13 protein-coding genes are annotated in these 17,865 nt (G+C 53.1%); 10 read left to right on the top strand and 3 right to left on the bottom strand.

Features of this window, described 5'->3' with window-relative positions:
- Positions 1 to 27: 27 nt before the first annotated feature.
- Positions 28 to 2,301: a CHASE2 domain-containing protein gene (locus tag BFW87_RS11525; RefSeq protein WP_078740042.1), complete on the bottom strand. Its 2,274-nt coding sequence runs from the start codon at positions 2,299 to 2,301 to the stop codon at positions 28 to 30.
- A gap of 384 nt (positions 2,302 to 2,685) precedes the next feature.
- Here BFW87_RS11525 and BFW87_RS11520 point away from each other — a divergent pair, with 384 nt between their 5' ends.
- Positions 2,686 to 3,408, top strand: a complete 723-nt coding sequence (locus tag BFW87_RS11520; RefSeq protein ID WP_078739935.1) for a response regulator transcription factor — start codon at positions 2,686 to 2,688, stop codon at positions 3,406 to 3,408.
- A gap of 425 nt (positions 3,409 to 3,833) precedes the next feature.
- Here the strand turns inward: BFW87_RS11520 and BFW87_RS11515 are convergent, their stop codons facing one another.
- Together BFW87_RS11515 and BFW87_RS11510 are read right to left on the bottom strand one after the other, a co-directional pair.
- Entirely contained in the window at positions 3,834 to 4,739 is a 906-nt protein-coding gene (locus tag BFW87_RS11515; protein WP_078739934.1) for an SDH family Clp fold serine proteinase, read from the bottom strand.
- Entirely contained in the window at positions 4,732 to 4,932 is a 201-nt protein-coding gene (locus BFW87_RS11510) for a hypothetical protein (RefSeq protein WP_078739933.1), read from the bottom strand. The genes BFW87_RS11515 and BFW87_RS11510 overlap by 8 nt, the downstream gene beginning before the upstream one ends.
- A gap of 398 nt (positions 4,933 to 5,330) precedes the next feature.
- Here BFW87_RS11510 and BFW87_RS11505 point away from each other — a divergent pair, with 398 nt between their 5' ends.
- From BFW87_RS11505 to BFW87_RS11460, 9 genes are all read left to right on the top strand, one after another.
- Positions 5,331 to 6,887, top strand: a complete 1,557-nt coding sequence (locus tag BFW87_RS11505; RefSeq protein WP_078739932.1) for a recombinase family protein — start codon at positions 5,331 to 5,333, stop codon at positions 6,885 to 6,887.
- Positions 6,884 to 7,789, top strand: a complete 906-nt coding sequence (locus BFW87_RS11500) for a plasmid partitioning protein RepB C-terminal domain-containing protein (RefSeq protein ID WP_078739931.1) — start codon at positions 6,884 to 6,886, stop codon at positions 7,787 to 7,789. Before BFW87_RS11505 ends, BFW87_RS11500 begins: the two co-directional genes overlap by 4 nt.
- Positions 7,789 to 8,748: a plasmid partitioning protein RepB C-terminal domain-containing protein gene (locus BFW87_RS11495; RefSeq protein WP_078739930.1), complete on the top strand. Its 960-nt coding sequence runs from the start codon at positions 7,789 to 7,791 to the stop codon at positions 8,746 to 8,748. Before BFW87_RS11500 ends, BFW87_RS11495 begins: the two co-directional genes overlap by 1 nt.
- A 751-nt stretch (positions 8,749 to 9,499) precedes the next feature.
- Positions 9,500 to 9,808 carry a hypothetical protein gene (locus BFW87_RS11490; RefSeq protein WP_139372420.1) on the top strand — a complete coding sequence of 103 codons (309 nt, stop codon included), beginning with the start codon at positions 9,500 to 9,502 and terminating at the stop codon, positions 9,806 to 9,808.
- Between the two features lie 885 nt (positions 9,809 to 10,693).
- Positions 10,694 to 11,896, top strand: a complete 1,203-nt coding sequence (locus tag BFW87_RS11480; protein WP_254865870.1) for an EAL domain-containing response regulator — start codon at positions 10,694 to 10,696, stop codon at positions 11,894 to 11,896.
- Between the two features lie 144 nt (positions 11,897 to 12,040).
- Positions 12,041 to 12,667, top strand: a complete 627-nt coding sequence (locus BFW87_RS11475; protein WP_078739928.1) for a response regulator transcription factor — start codon at positions 12,041 to 12,043, stop codon at positions 12,665 to 12,667.
- Complete coding sequence (locus BFW87_RS11470) at positions 12,668 to 16,306, top strand: transporter substrate-binding domain-containing protein (RefSeq protein ID WP_078739927.1); 3,639 nt, start codon at positions 12,668 to 12,670, stop codon at positions 16,304 to 16,306.
- A gap of 185 nt (positions 16,307 to 16,491) precedes the next feature.
- Positions 16,492 to 17,037, top strand: coding sequence for a fimbrial protein (locus BFW87_RS11465; RefSeq protein WP_078739926.1), 546 nt, complete (start codon positions 16,492 to 16,494; stop codon positions 17,035 to 17,037).
- A 62-nt stretch (positions 17,038 to 17,099) separates the two neighbouring features.
- A complete protein-coding gene (locus tag BFW87_RS11460) occupies positions 17,100 to 17,840 on the top strand; it encodes a fimbrial biogenesis chaperone (RefSeq protein WP_254865869.1) in 741 nt (246 codons plus the stop codon).
- Positions 17,841 to 17,865 lie beyond the last annotated feature (25 nt).

Raw genomic sequence — 17,865 nt, 5'->3', positions numbered from 1 at the left:
TTATGCACAGCACAAACGTACGTTTTTTCAGTCGTCGAGCAAGGGCAGTTGGAGGGTGAAGGTAGATCCTTTACCCAACTCGCTTTCACACAGAATGCGGCCTCCGTGGCGTTCTATCACCGCCTTGACCATCGTCAGGCCCAAACCCAAACCCTCACTGCCCTGCGCTGAATCGAAGCGCCGGTACTGGTTGAACAGCTCAGGCAAATCCGCTGACGCGATGCCTGGCCCCTGGTCACTGATACGGCACTGCAGCAGGCCACTCGCGTTGCCGTGGCTCAACGTAACGGTTGTACCGGACGGCGAGTATTTGATGGCGTTCTCCAGCACGTTGAACAATGCCCGCGTCAGCAGCGATTGATCGGCGGATACCATGCTCTCATCCGCTTCATCCAAGTCATGAACCAGTTGGATGTTCTTGAGTTGGGCAATGACCGCGACCTGGTCAAATGCATCCATCACCAGCATGGCGAACAACGTTGGCTGAAAGTGGTAGCCATCCGCTTCAGCCTTGGCCAATTGCACGAAGGATTCGGTGAGACTCAGGGCCCGCCGTACCTGCTGCTCGATCTGGGCGAAGACCGGTGACTCGCCGTTGTGCACATCCAGCAGCGCCAGAATCGCTGAATGCGGCGCCCGCAAGTCGTGTGACAGGAAGCGCAGCATGGTCTCGCGGTGCTGCTGGGCGTCACGCTCTTTGCTCAGGTCGGTCAGGCTCAGCAGCCAGCCAAGCGCGACGTCGCCTTCAGCCGGTAGCAAGGGCGCGAGTTCCATGCGCAGGCTGCGCTGGTGAATGTCACGGAACTCGACAAGCTCCATCGCCGACAGGGCAGGGCGCACGCCGTTGTGCAGCGGTGGATAACCCAGATCAGCGAGGAGTTCGAGCAGATTGCCACTGACCAGATCACTTCCAAACACTTCGCGAGCAACGCGATTGGCCAATAGAACCGTGCCTCGGGGGTCGGTAATCAGTGTCGCTACCGGCAGGCACTCCAGGCCGTCGGCCATGAATCGCCGGGTGTCACGTGTGCGGCTGACGGCTTGCTCCAACGCAAAGATACGGCCCTGGAGCACATCGCCTCTGCTGGCGGGAGCACGGCGGCGTTCGGGCAGCACTTTGGGCTCGTCATCCAGACGAGCCAGTTCCCAGCCGAAGTAAGCGAGGATGACGCTGAGGCGGCGCCAGTTCCAGATCAGATAGCTGAGCAATAAACCAATCAAACACGCGGCGGGCGACCACCAGTGGCCCAGGCGCAACAGCACCCAGGAGCCCATCAAGGCTGCCGCCATGCAACCCAACGTCATCCACAGCGCATAGCGCGGGCGATACAGCAGAAGGCCCAGCAGCGACGCCACGAGTGATGTCGCGAGCAGGGCAGCCAGCCAGCCGGGGAGGTCGACGACGCTCCGCCCTTGCAACAAGCCGTTAAGGATATTGGCCTCGATCTCCACGCCGGCAGTAGAGCCGACCGAGGAGAGAGGGGTAATGAAACGGTCGCCCATGCCGTATGCGGTGGCCCCGACCAGAATCAAGCGGCCACGCAGCGCCTCGGGAGGCACCTCGCCGCGCAATACGCTGACATAAGAGACGCTGGGGAAATGCTCATCGGCGGTGAAGGGCACCCGAATCGCATGCTCACGATGCCAGTGCGCGATGGTCGCTTCTGCAGGGTTTCCCGGCATCGGCGACGCTCCCCCGCTCAACGTGTACGCGAGCCATGCCAACTGTGGGAGCGTGCTGCCGGGCGGGCCTTCGCGCAGGTACAAACTGCGCACGCCCCCATCGTTGTCCGGCTCAACATTGATATGCCCCACGCCTTTGGCGCACTTGAGCAGTGGCAACATCGGGGCAGCCGGTTGGCTTGAACTGAGTGTGCCATCGGCCACCAGCGGCAATAATACGTTACCGGCATTGCACACAGCGTCGGCCAGACGTCTGTCGTCCGCTGCGTCACCCGGTTCGCTGAAGATGACATCAAACATTATGCCGGCCGGTTGGGCAGCGCTCAGGCGATCAATCAGGTCGGCGTGCAGACTACGCGGCCAGGGCCACGGCCCGAGTTGTTTCAGGCTCTGATCGTCGATCGTCACCAGCAAGATGCGCGGGTCGACCGGCACGGGAGTGAGACGGCGGAGACTGTCGTACAGTGGATTGTTGAGGGCCAGGCCGGCGCTCAAAGACAGGTACGCGGTGAAGGGCAGCAGCACCACGCCAATCCACAGCCACTCACGCACCAGGCCATGAAACAGCAACTGAGCCTGAGTCGGCTGGCGTTTTTCAGCCTTGCGCCACAGCATCATGAAAGCGCCGCCGCAGGTTGATAGTGAGTGGTTGATGGTGTCATAGGCCCCGGCTTCTCCCTCCAGGTAATGTTTGTCGTGGGCAATATCCTGGAACCCATTGAAGCTCATTCCTGTCTGACATGGGGACTTTCCTGAATGTTTCCCTGCCAGCGCCTTGAAGGCCCATCTGCAGCGATCCTTTTCCTTGCGGGCAGGAGTCGGTATCTTTCCTTATGGGTCTCTCGAAAAGTCACAGGCGCTTTGATATCAGCGTACGCAGAGATCTGGAGGTCGATGAATCTGACCACAATTATTCAGATTCATGGAATGGCATCTGCGCAGTATGTGCCCGCTTTAATTCACGCCATCGGCTGCCGTATTTTTTTGTAGAAGGACCCACCCATGCGTGTCGCAATACTGGATGACGAGCCTGCTGAATTGCGCCGGGTTGAACAGACACTGCGACAGATTCCCGGCACTGCGGAACAACCCTGGTCTCTGCACTGCTTTGAGCGCGGCGAAGATCTGCTGCGCCAACTGCGACGTGAAACCTTTGACCTGCTGATACTCGACTGGCAACTACCCGATATCACTGGTATCGCGTTGCTGCGCTGGACCCGCGAACATATGGAGTCCCCACCCGCCGTGATCATGCTCACCAGCCGCGATGCAGAGAGCGATATCGTCACCGCGTTGAACAGCGGGGCGGATGATTACGTCAGCAAACCCTTTCGCCCCAACGAGCTTAAGGCTCGAGTGACAGCTGTGTTGCGTCGCCATGGCCTACAGAAATCTGCGACCCATGAAGTGCAAAGTTTTAATGATCTGACCTTCGATGATGCTGAGCTAACGGTGACCCGTGCCGGTAAACCCATCAATTTGACAGAGCGAGAATACCGCCTCGCCAGTTGCCTGTTTGCCAACTTGGCGCGGCCGTTGTCTCGTGAGTATCTCTATGAGCGGTTTTGGACTCACGAGGAAATGGTGTCATCGCGGCCTCTAGACACGCATATCTACCGCCTGCGCAATAAGCTTGGGCTGACCGCAGACCGGGGTTGGCAGCTGCTAACGATCTACGGGTATGGCTACCGTCTGGAGAGTGTCGCGGCGGCCACAGCGGGTTAAAAATGTAGATGTTCCACGTGGAGCATTTGAATAACGCGTGTTCATCACGCAATAAAAAAGGCCAACGCTAAGCGTTGGCCTTTTTGTTTTGGCAGGTTTACCTGATGTAGGTTCACAAAATAGCTGATTCAGAAGGCCCAGCAAACGCGCGAAAAAAATCATCTTTTCTGTGAGTTCGGAGCGGGGGAGTAACAGAAAAGATGAGAAAAGCCTCCTGGATTCACAAAATAAACGCGCTCTCGGCACCGACAGGAAATCCAAGTGCTGCCGCTCATCAACGGCGTTTACGCTTTCGATGGAGGAAAACAAAAATTCAGGCTGTGATGGGACACATGCCGGTGACGCAAAGGACCAAAGTGATTTCGGCGGGATACTGGTGTATGCCGAGCCTTACCAGCCCGGCGGGAGGAGCACAAAGGATTTACTCAGTTCAGATTTAGCCTGACATGAGCAACATTACGGTCATTCTCTACAATTTTCGAAACACGACCGCTATCCATTGCATGTATATAACAATGATGCACTGTGAGGATAAGATCTTGGAGGGTGTCATCCTCTTCCATTTGAATGATCTTCAATCCAACCTCCCGGCATCGATTGATATTTATGTGGCGAGTATGATGGCGCGTAGAGTCAAAATCGCTTAAGAATTCTACAATCGCTTTAGCCTTTGACTCAGCTTCTGGATCATCGTGAAACATAACAGTAGTCAACGAACTCTCAACAAACTCCTTCGCCCATTTGACAGCCTGCTCACAGCTAACGACGAGCGTAGGATGATACTTGCCAATGATCATTCGCCAGAGTTCAAGCTTGGCGGCATCTTCTTTGATATCGGCAGCAGCTTTATCAAGCTCCGCAAGAACGCCAATTGCAGGAACATTCTGTATTTGCGGATCAATTGGCCCCAGGCTCGACTGCTTGCCCATAATAATAGACGCTGCGGAGCAGGCAATCATTGTTCCCGCCGACATGGCCAGTTGAGGAACGATAACTCTTATGTCTGATCCGAAAAGCTGGTGGAGATAATCAACCAAAGACTCCGCAGCAGCAATATCCCCACCAGGAGTATGAAGGATTAAGTCTAAACCTTTATTAAACTCACAACCGTGTACTACGGTCATGAAGGCATTTTTATCACCGTCATTAACATAGAGCTGCGGATTATTCGGATTAGACGTTAACCAACCAGAGTAATACGCAATTGTATTACGACCAGTATGCGCGCTGAGCTGGGCCAAATATTTGCGCCGAACAAGGTCCAGCGCTATTTCACCGTGGGTCTGTGCTTCCGCTGCAATTTCTGTGAGAACATCGTTCCAGTTAGGCATTCCGTGCGCTTATGGTATTGGTGGTCACGATAGTCTTAAGTGTGTAGTCCAGCCCGGTGTAAATCTCAAACCCTTGACTCATAGGTTGAGGATGCTGGTGCATCGAGGAGGGAGCAGTGAGTTGCGCCTGCCCGAAAATCGTCTGCAATAGCTCCGACCGCGCGACCGCCTTGTCTTGCGTGTTCTGCTGCATGCTTTCTCCTCGCTGTCGGCCACAGGCCAACAGCATTTATCTGTGTGCAAATATCTGTCTGCAAAAAAAGCCCACATCTGAAATCAGGTAGGCTTGCTTACGAAGCCAGGATTCTGATAAAGGATTGCCTTTTGCACAATAGCCGAACGTCGATTTTCACGATGTTTTTTTAAGGAAAAATCAGCTTTTTAAAAAAAATCAAGAAAAAACGCATCAAAAATCTTTCTTCAGCCCTGGCCTGTCTAAGACTCTAGACCAATCTTTTAGATTTCTGCTCAATTTTTTTGGCCTGACTGAGGCTTGTGGCTCGTCACCATCTCGTCACAACGCATCGCTAAGCTGAATGGAATGGGCTAGCCTTCTCTGGCCTAGAGGAGGCCTGCTTGTCCTCTCCTTCCATGCGAATAGATTCGACTGACTGTTCCGACAGCTTGGTGCCAGCTGCGGAGTACATTCGCATGTCTACTGATCACCAACGCTACTCCACAGAAAACCAATCAGCAGCCATTCATGCTTACGCCATGAGCCATGGCATGAAAATCGTCAAAACTTACCAAGACGATGGGAAAAGTGGCCTAGATATCGGCGGCCGTGATGCTCTGCGTAGATTGCTTGACGACGTCCAGGCCGGACATACCCAGTATCAGGTGATTCTTGTCTATGACGTCAGTCGTTGGGGACGCTTTCAGAACACGGACGAAAGTGCCCACTATGAATACCTTTGCACCAGCTCCGGTATCAATGTGGTGTATTGCGCAGAGCCTTTTGAAAACGACGGCTCGCCTCTAGCAACCATTTACAAAGGCATCAAACGATCCATGGCTGGTGAGTACAGCCGAGAGCTTTCCCAAAAAGTCTTCGCTGGTCAGTGCCGCCTCGTTGAAAAAGGTTTTCATCAAGGCGGCCCGGCGGGATATGGATTGCGCCGCGCTTTGATCGATGAGAAAAGCGAATTCAAGGCAGAACTGTCGCGGGGCCAACAGAAAAGTCTCCAGACAGATAGGGTTATCTTAATTCCGGGACCCGAAACCGAAATCGAGGTGGTTCAACACATCTATCACCAGTTCATCCACAACGGGATGAGTGAGCACGAAATTGCCGATGCACTGAACGCCGAGGGGCTGATCACCGATTTCGAGCGCCCCTGGAGTAGAGGTAGCGTGCACCAAGTGCTGACCAACGAGAAATACATAGGTAACAACGTCTACAACAAAACATCCTCCAAACTACGTAAACGTATCAGCCGCAACACACCCGAAAAGTGGGTTCGATGTGATGGGGCATTCCAGGGAATTGTCTCACTGGAGGTGTTTGCCGCAGTTCGCGAAATCATTTTGCAACGCTCACGCCGCTTGGACGATGCACAACTGCTAGAACTGCTTCGCACCCTGTTACGGCGGGCGGGCTCTTTGTCCGGGATGCTCATCGATGACCAAGACCACATGCCCTCCAGCACGACCTATATAAATCGCTTCGGCGGCCTCTTACGTGCCTACACGCTTATCGGCTACACACCAGACCGAGACTATCGGTATTTGGAGGTCAATCGCTCCCTGCGGCAGCTGCATCCGCAGGTTCTTGAAGATGTTGTAAAACACTTCAAGCATGTGGGTGCCGGAGTCGAGCTCAATATTCAGAGTGACCTACTGACAATTAACGATGAATGGACAGCATCAGTGGTCATCGCGCGCTGCCAATCCACACTGGCAGGTACTCTTCGTTGGAAGCTCCGGTTTGAAAACAGCCTGACACCCGACATCACCATCGCAGTACGCATGGAGCACGAAAATCTACAAGTGCGAGACTATTACCTCATCCCCAGTATGGATATAGGGGCGTGGCCGCGAAAAATGTCCGAAGAAAACAGCCCCTTAATAGACAGTTACCGTTTTGCAACGCTGGACGTACTTGATGGACTTGCTGCGCGTTGCTCGCTGAAGGAGGCACGTCAATGACTGTCCCATCAACCTCGCGTGATCGCGTCGCACTGATTCCAATATCAAATATCCACATCCTCAATCCTCGCACGAGGAATAAGAAGGTTCACCGCGAGCTTATAGAAAACATAAAAACGGTAGGACTCAAGCGCCCCATTACCGTGAGTCTTAGAGCCACGCCTTTAGGGCAGATCAGCTACGACCTCGTGTGTGGGCAAGGCCGTCTTGAAGCATTTCTTGCGCTAGAAGCCACAGAAATTCCAGCGTTTGTGATTGATGCCGTGGAAGAAGACTGCTTGGTCATGAGCTTGGTAGAGAACGTAGCTCGAAGGCAGCATAGGCCGATAGACCTTATGAACGAGGTCGGGCGATTGAAAGAACGGGGCAAAACCGATGAGGCGATCGCAAAAGTAATTGGCAGCACAGCCTCTTGGGTCAGCATGATTGTTGGTCTACTTGAACGCGGTGAAGAAAAACTTCTGTCAGCAGTCGAGACAGGGTTGATACCTCTAAGCATGGCTGCCGATATCGCCCGTAGCAGTGAAAGCGACATTCAAAACCTACTTACTGACGCCTACGAGCGTGGAATAAAAGGAAAGAAGATTACCAAGCTGCGTCACCTTTTAGAGCTACGTGCCAAGAAAGACAAACTGGTGCGGGGAAGCCCTCTGGGTCGTGATAGCCAGAATAAGAAGAAAAGACTGACGCCCGCAGACTTGAGAAAACTATTCGAACGAGAGGCCGAGCGGCAGCGCCTGATGGTTAAAAAGGCTTCTTTTACCCATGAACGGGTCATTTTCTCCATTCAGGCGATTAAAGAACTCTTGGCAGTTAGTGATTTCGAAAAGCTTCTTTCTACAGAGCAACTGAGTTCGATGCCCAAGCTGATACAGGCTCGGCTTCGCAATGGGGGACTGTGATGCCTGAGAAATCGCTCGAAACCGCGGCCCCTCAGGCGACTCACCCTCTAAAAAATGCTTTTTTAGATGAGTGCGTTCGAGTCAAAGTAGCCAATATCCTGCCGCTTAAAATCTCTCGGTCTGCGGTAAAAGAAAGCCTCAAGTACCAACAAATCCTTGCGTCAATCCAGGACGTAGGACTGGTAGAGCCACCGGCTGTAACACCAGTACCTGGCCGCGCTGGACATTACTTCTTGGTTGATGGGCACCTGCGTATTGAAGCGCTCAAGGATCTAGGTGAACTGGAAGTCGATTGCCTCGTAGCAACGGACGATGACACGTACTCATATAACAAGCGCATCAACAGACTATCCGCCGTCCAAAGTAACAAGATGATAGTGCGAGCGATGGAGCGTGGAGTCTCTGCAGAGAGGCTTGGCAAAGCACTTGGATTGGCACCGGAGACAATCAAACAAAAATTTCGCCTGTTAAATGGTATTTGCGCAGAAGCTATTTCGCTCTTGGGGGACACAGACTGCCCCGCAAACGTATTCCATCTTCTGCGGCAGATGAAACCATTGAGGCAAATCGAAGCGGCTGAATTGATGATTGGAAATAAAAATCTTTCTGTCCTGCTCGCTAAAGCACTTTTGGCTGCCACTCCATCAGACCAGTTAGTAGTACCTAGAGCCCCCCAACCTGATCAGCAGATCTCTGCGGAGTCAATTGCTCGCCTAGAGCGTGAGCTCGCAGCCCTACAGATGCAGATAAAAACAGTGGAGGAGGGCTACGGGCCTGATGTACTTCATCTCACAGTCATCAAAGGCTACCTAGCAAAGCTTCTCGCAAACGCAGCGGTCGTTCGCTGGCTGGCCAGACATCAACCTGAGTACCTGAAAGAATTCCAATCCATTGCTGAGCTGAAAGAACTTCCTTGGGGAATTGACGAATTGAGCTCTGCCCTAAAGGAGCATGTTTAGGCATTTCAGTTGGTAGGCTTACTGCTTAACACGAATAGAAGAACTCGCTAAATTTGTGTAGCCTATTCAGGCCCGCGTCAGCAGGTGGGTCAATTCGGCATCGGCGTCAATACACTGCTCATTGCTTGCCGTGGGATCAAGCAACGATCTCTCGTGTGCTCTGTGTTAGCCGAGGCCGGGCGTTTTCAAGCACCAATGTCTGGCCTTTAGGCCGGCGCCGAGCAGTCGTCCTCATCCAGTTGAGTTTCTGCGCACGGACGACACCTTATTTGTCCGATTGGACGCAGGGAACACATCACGGCCCGCGCACTTTGTGCTGCGTTGCCAAATAAAAAAGCTTGTATGCATCTAATGATCAGGTAGCGTAACGGCACACTCAGAGCTCATTGCCACGCTGATTACCCTGTGTTCTCCTGCTCAAAAGTGAGGAGAAGCAGTTGAGCACCTGGCTCAGTTTTCGATCACAAGAGCATACCTCATGCGATAAATTAGACGCCTCAACCCTATAGAATACTGACAGCCTGATTGATTCCAATTTCCTTTCTACCCTTTCCCTCTCTTTTACTTCAAAGAATTGCAAAAACAAAGTTTTTGACAAGAAATGTAACATAACGTTCTGATTGTATTTTCTTGATTAATACTGAAAAAAGCCATAACTTACTTAGTGTTGCGTCGTAAGCTTATAGTGTTGAGCGGCGGAAACAATTAAGACTCCGCCCCCATATATCGCTCCAAAACTGAGACATATTTAATGAACCAAGACCACGTATTACATTCTTCCATGCACCCTAAAAACGAGTCTGCTGTTGAAGACATCATCAGCACGAACGAATTAAAAATGCTAACCCAGATTAAAAATATTCTTCAATCTACTGCTAACCAAATAAACCTTGAACTTGACCAGCAAGGCCTCAGAAACGTCAGTGGATATGAGGGGATAGACGTAGGTTATATTAGTGCCGTATTGCACCAGTCCTGTTTTGCATGGCTACATGATAATGATAAAGAAGTGGCTATATGGATTGCAGAAAATCAAGTTAAGCTTGCTCATTCATTGTGACACGCCGCCGCCCTCAACGATAATATCTAAAGTTGTCGAACGGCCGTCGTGATGCCCTTCGAAGAGACATCGACGCTATGAGCTTATCATTCATGCCTCAAGTTCCATTTTCCGCTACTGACTTAGGAGTAATCACTTGACTCATGCTTGCTCTCTTACGGACTGGCGGAGAGCACGCGATCATTGCGCTTGCCATTCGAGCGCAGTATTCGTCGGCCAAGTCCTCTCGGATCATCTCCTTCAATCGTCAACGTCAGGTGCATGCCCGATGAGATCAATCAGTTTCTATTTTGTGCTGCTCGAGCATGTTTCCCATAAGAAGTCGAGCCAGTCCATGCAAATCTTCGGAGGCTCACGCTCCGTACTCCTATCAATAATGCGAAAAGGTCGCAGGATGCTGAACGTGAGCTTTTAGTTCATCTTCCGTCAACGACGTCTTGACTATGAAGCGCTGTTGATCGTCCCTGCGAACGACACACACTGCCTCTCTCAACGTGGGCATAACGAGGCAGCTCTCTACCGTAGCCTCTATCGCGTTCCGTTAGGTGCTGGCACCTCCATCCGCTGACCAACCTAACGAAAACTTGGCATTTTTTATCACTCCTTAATTAGTATACATACCCGATCGGGCGTTTTTGGCGGGAAGCGGCCAGAAGCTAAATAGGGTATTAAAAGTAGCCCTCAGTTTGTCTCAGGTAAGGTGCAGCTTCATCTTATGAGACCTCCCAAATTTTCTCTTGCGAAGCTGTTAAAGCCGAAGGACACCCGGCTTAAGTAAATTGCTGTTTAGGAAATTTCCTACGCAACACAAGGCCGTTTCCGCCCGTAATTCAAGCTGCTTCCCGCCATTATCAATATCTTCGCACCTGAAAGTGGTTGATAAGTATGGCCCCCCCCCGCGTCCTGGTTCTGGAAAACCAACGATTTCAGCGCAGTGTCTTGATCAAAATGCTCCATCACCTGGGCGTGCATGATGTGTTGCAGGCTAGTAGTGGTGAACAAGCCCTCATACAGATGCAGCAGACTGGCGGGGTCGATATTGTGGTGTGCGATCTGGCTGACCGTAGCTTAGATTGCTTAGGCTTCCTTCAACGCGCTGCCCAGTTCGGCATGATTCGCGCGGTGGCGCTGTGCAGTGACCTCCGACCAGAGCTGCGCCGTGCGCTGAAGCAGATGCGGTCGTTAGCGGGACTGCGATTATTGGGTGTGATGCGGCCGCCTCTACAATTGGGTGCATTGCGCAATATATTGCGATGCTACGCCTCTCGGCACCAGACGAACACTCTTCTTCCCCCGGCCAAGCCCTTGCCCGGCGAGGAGGAGATTCAACGTGCCCTCGCATTGGGTGAGTTTCGCGCTTGGTTCCAACCAAAATTTGTACTGAGTACAGGGAATCTAGCCGGCGTTGAGGCCTTGGTGCGCTGGGAACATCCCGAGAGAGGCATATTGCTACCAGCAGATTTTCTCGCGGCGGTGCTTGCGTATGATTTGATTGACGAAATGTTCAAACAACTACTAGAGCAAGGGCTAAATCTTCTGGGCATTCTGCGTCGGCAAGAGGTACAGCTTGAACTTGCGTTCAACCTGCACGCGTCGCAGCTGATCAACGCCGATCTGGTGGTACATATCCAACAATCGCTGGAACAGCATGGCTTTTCCGGCAATACGCTAATGTTTGAGTTGGCAGAAAATGGTCTGCTAGATATTTCGCAGCGAATCCAGGAAAACCTGTTGCGCCTAAGGATGTTGGGTTGCGGACTTTCTATTGATGATTTCGGTATGGGCTTTTCCTCTCTTAAGTTGCTCTGCCAACTGCCATTCAATCAACTCAAGCTCGATGGAGAGTTTGTCCGGCATGCGGGCGACCCCCGTGGCGAGGCAATGATCAGCAGCACCTTGGCACTAGCCCGTTCATTGGAGATGAACCTGGTGATAGAGGGCGTCAGCAACCAGCGAATTCGCGATGCCGCAGTTAGAATGGGTTGCGCGTTCGGCCAAGGCTTTTATCTGGCACGCCCCATGCCCGGCTACCGTCTACTGCCTTGGCTGGAGGCACGCATCACTGACGTACGGTACCCAAGCAGCTAGCGATCAAGGTTCTCAAGAAATTTTCTACATTGGTGTCACGCTCGTGTAGCTTGAACGTTGCGGCGACTAGTTTTTCACTTATTTTCTGCACCACAGACAGCCTCGTCGTTGCTCCAGACTGGCGCGTGTCTAATAGAGGTTCTTATGTTTAAAGCGTTAGTTGTCGACGATCATCCTTTTATTCGCTCCTCGGTCAAAATGCTTCTAAAGCAGGAAGGGTTCGAGGTAGTGGCAGAAGCCGATAACGGGGCGGAGGCGATACAGATGGCTCGGGAGCACGAGCCGGACTTGATTGTGCTGGATATCTCCATGCCCAAATTAGACGGGCTCGAGGTCATTGCGCGGATCTGTGCCCTGCGCCTATCGTGCAAAATTCTTGTGCTGACATCGCAGTCGCCGCTGTTCTATTCCATGCGCTGCATGAAGGCTGGCGCGGCTGGTTACATTTCCAAAACTAATGACCTAGACGAACTTGTAAAAGCTATCAAAGCGGTGATGGGCGGCTATACTTTTTTTCCTAATCTGGCCAACAGTTCAGTGCGACGCAGCGATGCCGGGGCTACAGACCTAGAGTTGATCCAAGCCCTATCCGACCGCGAGTTGACAATATTGCAACAACTCTCTCAAGGGCTGACCAATAAGCAGATCGCCGATGCCATGTTGCTTAGCAACAAAACTATTAGCACCTACAAAACACGAATTATTGAGAAGCTCAACGTGAAATCGGTGGTGTACCTCGCCGACTTTGCTAAACGCAATAACTTGGTCTAAATGAGAACGTCCTTGCGCACATGGCTGATGGCATTTGTACTGGCCGGTACCTTGAACGGTGCCGTACAAGCTGAAGCACTGATAGAAACCTATCAAGTTTTAGGCCGCTCGCACGTGGAGGACTACGGGGTTTCACTCGCAGAAAAAGATTGGAGTTGGCTGAGAAGTAAAGGTGTATTGATCCTCGGCACTTCCGTTCCGGACTATGCACCGTTTGGCATCACTAGCGACGGCCATGACTATGAAGGCCTGACCGCTGACTACGCGCAGTTGCTGAGTGAACTGTTGCGCACGCGCGTTGAAGTACGCCAGTTTGCTTCCCGAAACGATGTGATCCAGGGCCTGAAGGACGGCAGCGTCGACTTCCTCGGCACCGCTAACGGCTACGAGCAAGCGGATGCTCAGATGATGATGTCGACATCTTATGCCGAAGATCAGCCGACACTAGTTACCCAAGTCGCCGACAGCCAAACGCTGACACCCGACTTGGCGGGCAAGAAAATTGCGATGCTCTATCACTACCTACCGCCCGACGCAGTCAAGGCGTTTTACCCCAAGGCTACTCTGCAGCTCTATCCTTCGACCTTGAGTGCCATCGGCGCGGTGGCATTTGGAACCGCGGATGTATTTCTAGGCGACTCCATCAGCGCGCATTATCTGATCAACAAGAACTACCTGAACAATGTGCAATTGGCTGATTTCTCCCGCATGGAAGTCAGCAATTTTTCATTTGCTGTGAACCACGACAACGTCCGGCTGCTTCGGATCATAGATAGCGCTCTGGCGGTGATCCCCACCAGTGAACGCATGACGATCCTACGCCGCTGGAGTGCCGGCGGCGCGAGCATGCCAGGGCGTACGGTGTTGAATTTCAGTGCGAACGAGCAGCGCTGGATGAACAGTCATCCACGGCTAAAGGTATCGATTGACGAGAGTTTTCTTCCGTTTGCGTTCGTCAATGAGGAAGGTGAGTTCCGCGGTATCAGCGCCGACGTGCTGGCAAAGGTCGCGCTGCGCACCGGTTTGAAGTTCGATATCCAGCGCACCAACTCGGTGGCTGAAATGCTCGAGCAGATTCGCACCGGTAAGTCTGATCTCCTGATTACGTTGACGCCTAGCCGCGCCCGCGAAGGGCTTTTGCGTTTTACCCGCCCCTATTTGAGCACCCCATATGTGTTGATTAGTCGTACCACCCCCGGCAGTCCTGCAACCCTGGACGAGATGGCCGGCAAACGGTTGGCGGTGATCCAAGGCAATCCAGTGCGCGATTTACTGGTGGAGGATTACCCGAACATCACGCTAGTTGAGGCTGGCAACGCCCAGGAGATCATGGCGCTGGTAGCTAACGGGCAAGCGGATGCAGCAGTTAATTCACTGATCACAGCCCGCTATATGATTTCGCGCCAGTATCGTGATCAGTTACAGATCACCAGCACCGTTGGCACGCAATCGGCGCGTGTCGCCTTTGCCACATCTCGAGGGGCGCTGGAGTTGTACTCGATCCTTGAAAAGGCCCTGCTGAGTATCCCACCGGAAGAGATGGACGAAATTACCAATCGCTGGCGCAGCGAGATTTCCGTCGATGATAGTTACTGGCTGCGCAACCGCACGGTCATCCTGGAAGGATTCTCCGTATCTGCGGTGTTGCTGTTGGTGGCACTGGGATGGATCGCTTATCTGCGGATGCTTATGCGCCAGCGCAAACAAGCGCAACTGGCCCTGAATGACCAAATGGAGTTCATGCGGGTATTGATCGACGGCACTCCGCACCCGATCTACGTTCGCGATCGCCAAGGACGACTGATGATCTGCAACAGCGGCTACCTTACGGTGTTTGGTGTTGAACGGGAAAAGGTGCTGGGTAAAACCGTAGTCGAAGGCGTGCTCAAAAGCGTCGATGAAGCGGCGGCTTACCATGCAGACTATTTGGCGGTGATGGATGAGGGCGTGCCAAGGGTCCAGGACCGCCTGCTGACCATGGGGCCCAACAAAGTGCTGACTATCTATCATTGGATGTTGCCGTACCGTGGCAGCGACGGTGAAGTCAGTGGGATGATTGGTGGCTGGATCGATATCAGTGAGCGACAGCATCTGCTGGAAGCGCTACGTGAAGCCAAGGAAGGTGCGGATGACGCCAACCGCGCTAAGACCACTTTCCTGGCCACTATGAGCCACGAGATCCGTACACCGATGAACGCCATCATCGGGATGCTAGAGTTGGCACTTAAGAAGGCCGATCAGGGTTTCATGGACCGATTCTCCATCGAAATCGCCTCGGGTGCTGCTCGGGGTTTGCTGGACCTTATTGGCGACATTCTGGATATCGCACGAATTGAGTCTGGCCGTTTGTCTCTAGCACCGGAGCGTGCAAATCTACGGGAACTAGTGGAGTCAGTAGCGCGGATTTTCGAAGGACTAGCCAGGCAGAAACAGATACAGTTGGTCATAGACTTGGACTCTACCATCAGCCGCCCGGTGCTGGTGGACCCGCTCCGCTTTAAGCAAATCACCTCCAACCTGTTAAGTAACGCCATCAAGTTCACCACTGAAGGCAAGGTGCATTTGCGGGTCAGCGCAGTACCAAGCAACAATGACGAGCGCCTGAGCATCTGTATGCGAGTGGAAGATACTGGCATCGGTATCTCGAGTGAGGACCAACAGCGGTTGTTCAGTCCTTTTGCCCAGGCTAGCAACAATGCTCAGTCAGCGAGGGGAGGCTCAGGGCTGGGGTTGATGATCAGTCGCACCCTATGCGAAATGATGGGTGGCAGCCTGGTACTCAACAGCCTGCTAGGGCAGGGAACCCAGGTTGATGTCCGACTCACTTTGCCGATCTTGGTGGAGATCCGAGAACCCGAGAACGCCGAAGTATCTTCACTTGTATCAGCCCAAGTGCTGAATATTCTAGTGATCGACGACTATCCGGCCAACCGCCTATTGCTGTCCCAGCAGCTCAACTACCTTGGCCACCACGTCACCGACGCTGAAGACGGCGCTCATGGTCTCCGGGCATGGCGCAGCCAGCATTTCGATGCTGTGATCACCGACTGCAACATGCCCTTGATGAACGGCTACGAACTGGCTCGGGCGATCCGTGACGAGGAGCGTACTAGAGGCTTAAAGCCGGGGCTGATCCTCGGCCTCACCGCGAATGCCCAGCCGGAAGAAAAGGACCGTTGCCTCGAAGCAGGAATGGATAACTGCTTATTCAAACCCATTAGCCTCAAGGACCTCAGCGCCCACTTGGCAGCAGTGACCGCCGATGCCGTGCCAGTGCCTACCGAGGAGGAACGTGAGGAGATCCTTCACGATATAGATCTCTCCAGCCTCGAACAACTAAGTCGAGGCGACGCAGATTCAGTCAAAAGTCTGCTTCAGGATCTAGCCACAAGTAACCAACAGGATATGACGCGGCTTATACAGCTGTTTACTCAGCACGATCTTACAGGCCTGGCTGACCTCGCACACAGGGTCAAAGGCGGCGCGCGTATCATCAAGGCGCGGCGTCTGATTCATACCTGTGAGTCATTAGAGGCTGCCTGCAAGGGCCTCAATTCAGCGGTCCTGACAGACGCGGTGGATGACTTGCAGCAAGCCATGGAACAGCTGGAGCGGCGTCTGGAGGAGTATCTGGACTGATCACATAGTCCTCGGCGGAAGGAAATTTCCTACAAGTCGAAGGGACAGGTACTACAGGAAGGAGCAACTCACAAGAAGAAGATAAACCCCGTCGCCCAAGCACTTGTGCCCAGCACGCATTCAGCGTCTGGAATCGTATCAAAGTGTGGCGGCAGTGTTTAAAACCTTCCCATTGGAGTTGCACCATGAAAACTAAAGCTCTTACGCTCGCTGCCCTGGTTTGCGCATCCAGCGCTCAGTTCGCCAACGCTGCCGACGGCACCGTCAATTTCAACGGTGAACTGGTCAACCAGACTTGCACCGTCGCCGTTGATGGCGTCGTTTCGCCTGCTATCCAGACCGTTACGCTGCCGACGATTTCCACAGGTCTACTCACCAGTGCTGGACAAACGGAAGGCCGTACAGGCTTTAACGTGACCTTAAGTGATTGCGTAGGCACGGCAGCTACTGCTGCTTCGTTCTTCAATTCCGGCGCTACCGTTGACCCTGTCAGCGGCAACCTCCTCAACACTTCAGGCACTGCCACCAACGTGCAGTTGCAATTGGTTGACGCTCAGGGCGGTGCCGTGATTCAGGCCGGCAACACCAATCAGCGCACTAATACTACTCGAAACACTATCGACACTAATGGTGCGGCCAACATGCCATACGCCATTCAATACGTCGCTACTGGCGCTACCACCGCTGGCACTGTGATCAGTTCCGTAACATTCAACGTCGACTACCAGTAAGCAGCCTCCACTTCCGCGTGCTGGTTTTCCGGCGCGCCGATGTTGGGCTGATGAGGTGTTCTATGTCCTACATGAAAATGCTTCGTCGTAGTGTAAATGTGGCCCTTGCCACGCTGGTCTGTTCACAGGCCATGGCGGGCGTCGTGATCACAGGTACTCGCCTGATTTATCCATCGGATCAAAAAGAAGTTACGGTCAAATTAAATAATAACGGCAGGGTACCCGCGCTTGTACAGGCCTGGGTCGATACTGGGGACATTAAGTCCAGCCCTACCAGCTCGAAGGCGCCATTCGTGTTGTCTCCGCCTGTGTCGCGCATCGACCCGAGCAAAGGCCAGAGTCTACGACTGATGTTCACCGGCGCGCCGTTGCCGATGGAGGCAGAGTCCGTGTTCTGGCTCAACATCCTGGAAATCCCGCCGAAAGCTGAAGGCCCGCTGGACTTGAATGTGCTGCAGATGGCGTTCCGGTCTCGGATCAAGATTTTTTACCGTCCCGCCGGGCTACCAGGTAGTGCCGCCGACGCACCGATGCTAGTGCAATGGAAGCTCATTCCCCAAGGTGCAGATTTCGCGCTGCAAGCATTCAACCCGACCCCGTTTTACGTATCCCTTGTTGAATTGAGTCTGACCGTAGGCAACCGGCGCCTGGAGAGCGAAAACGGCATGATCAGCCCCGGTGAAACTCGGCTGTTCGCCTTGCCGGGTGTTAGTTCACAGCCAATCGTCCCCGCCCAGGTAGAGTTCAATGCGATCAACGATTACGGCGCACTGACGCCGATCAAGCAGCCGCTCAAGCCCTGATCTCACGCTAACGCTCAAGCGTACG

Origin of the sequence: Pseudomonas fluorescens, assembly GCF_002022275.1 — a bacterium.
Classification (GTDB): Bacteria; Pseudomonadota; Gammaproteobacteria; order Pseudomonadales; family Pseudomonadaceae; genus Aquipseudomonas; species Aquipseudomonas fluorescens_AJ.
The sequence above is the reverse complement of the archived record's forward strand: the minus strand, read 5'-3'. Positions and strand labels throughout refer to the sequence as shown.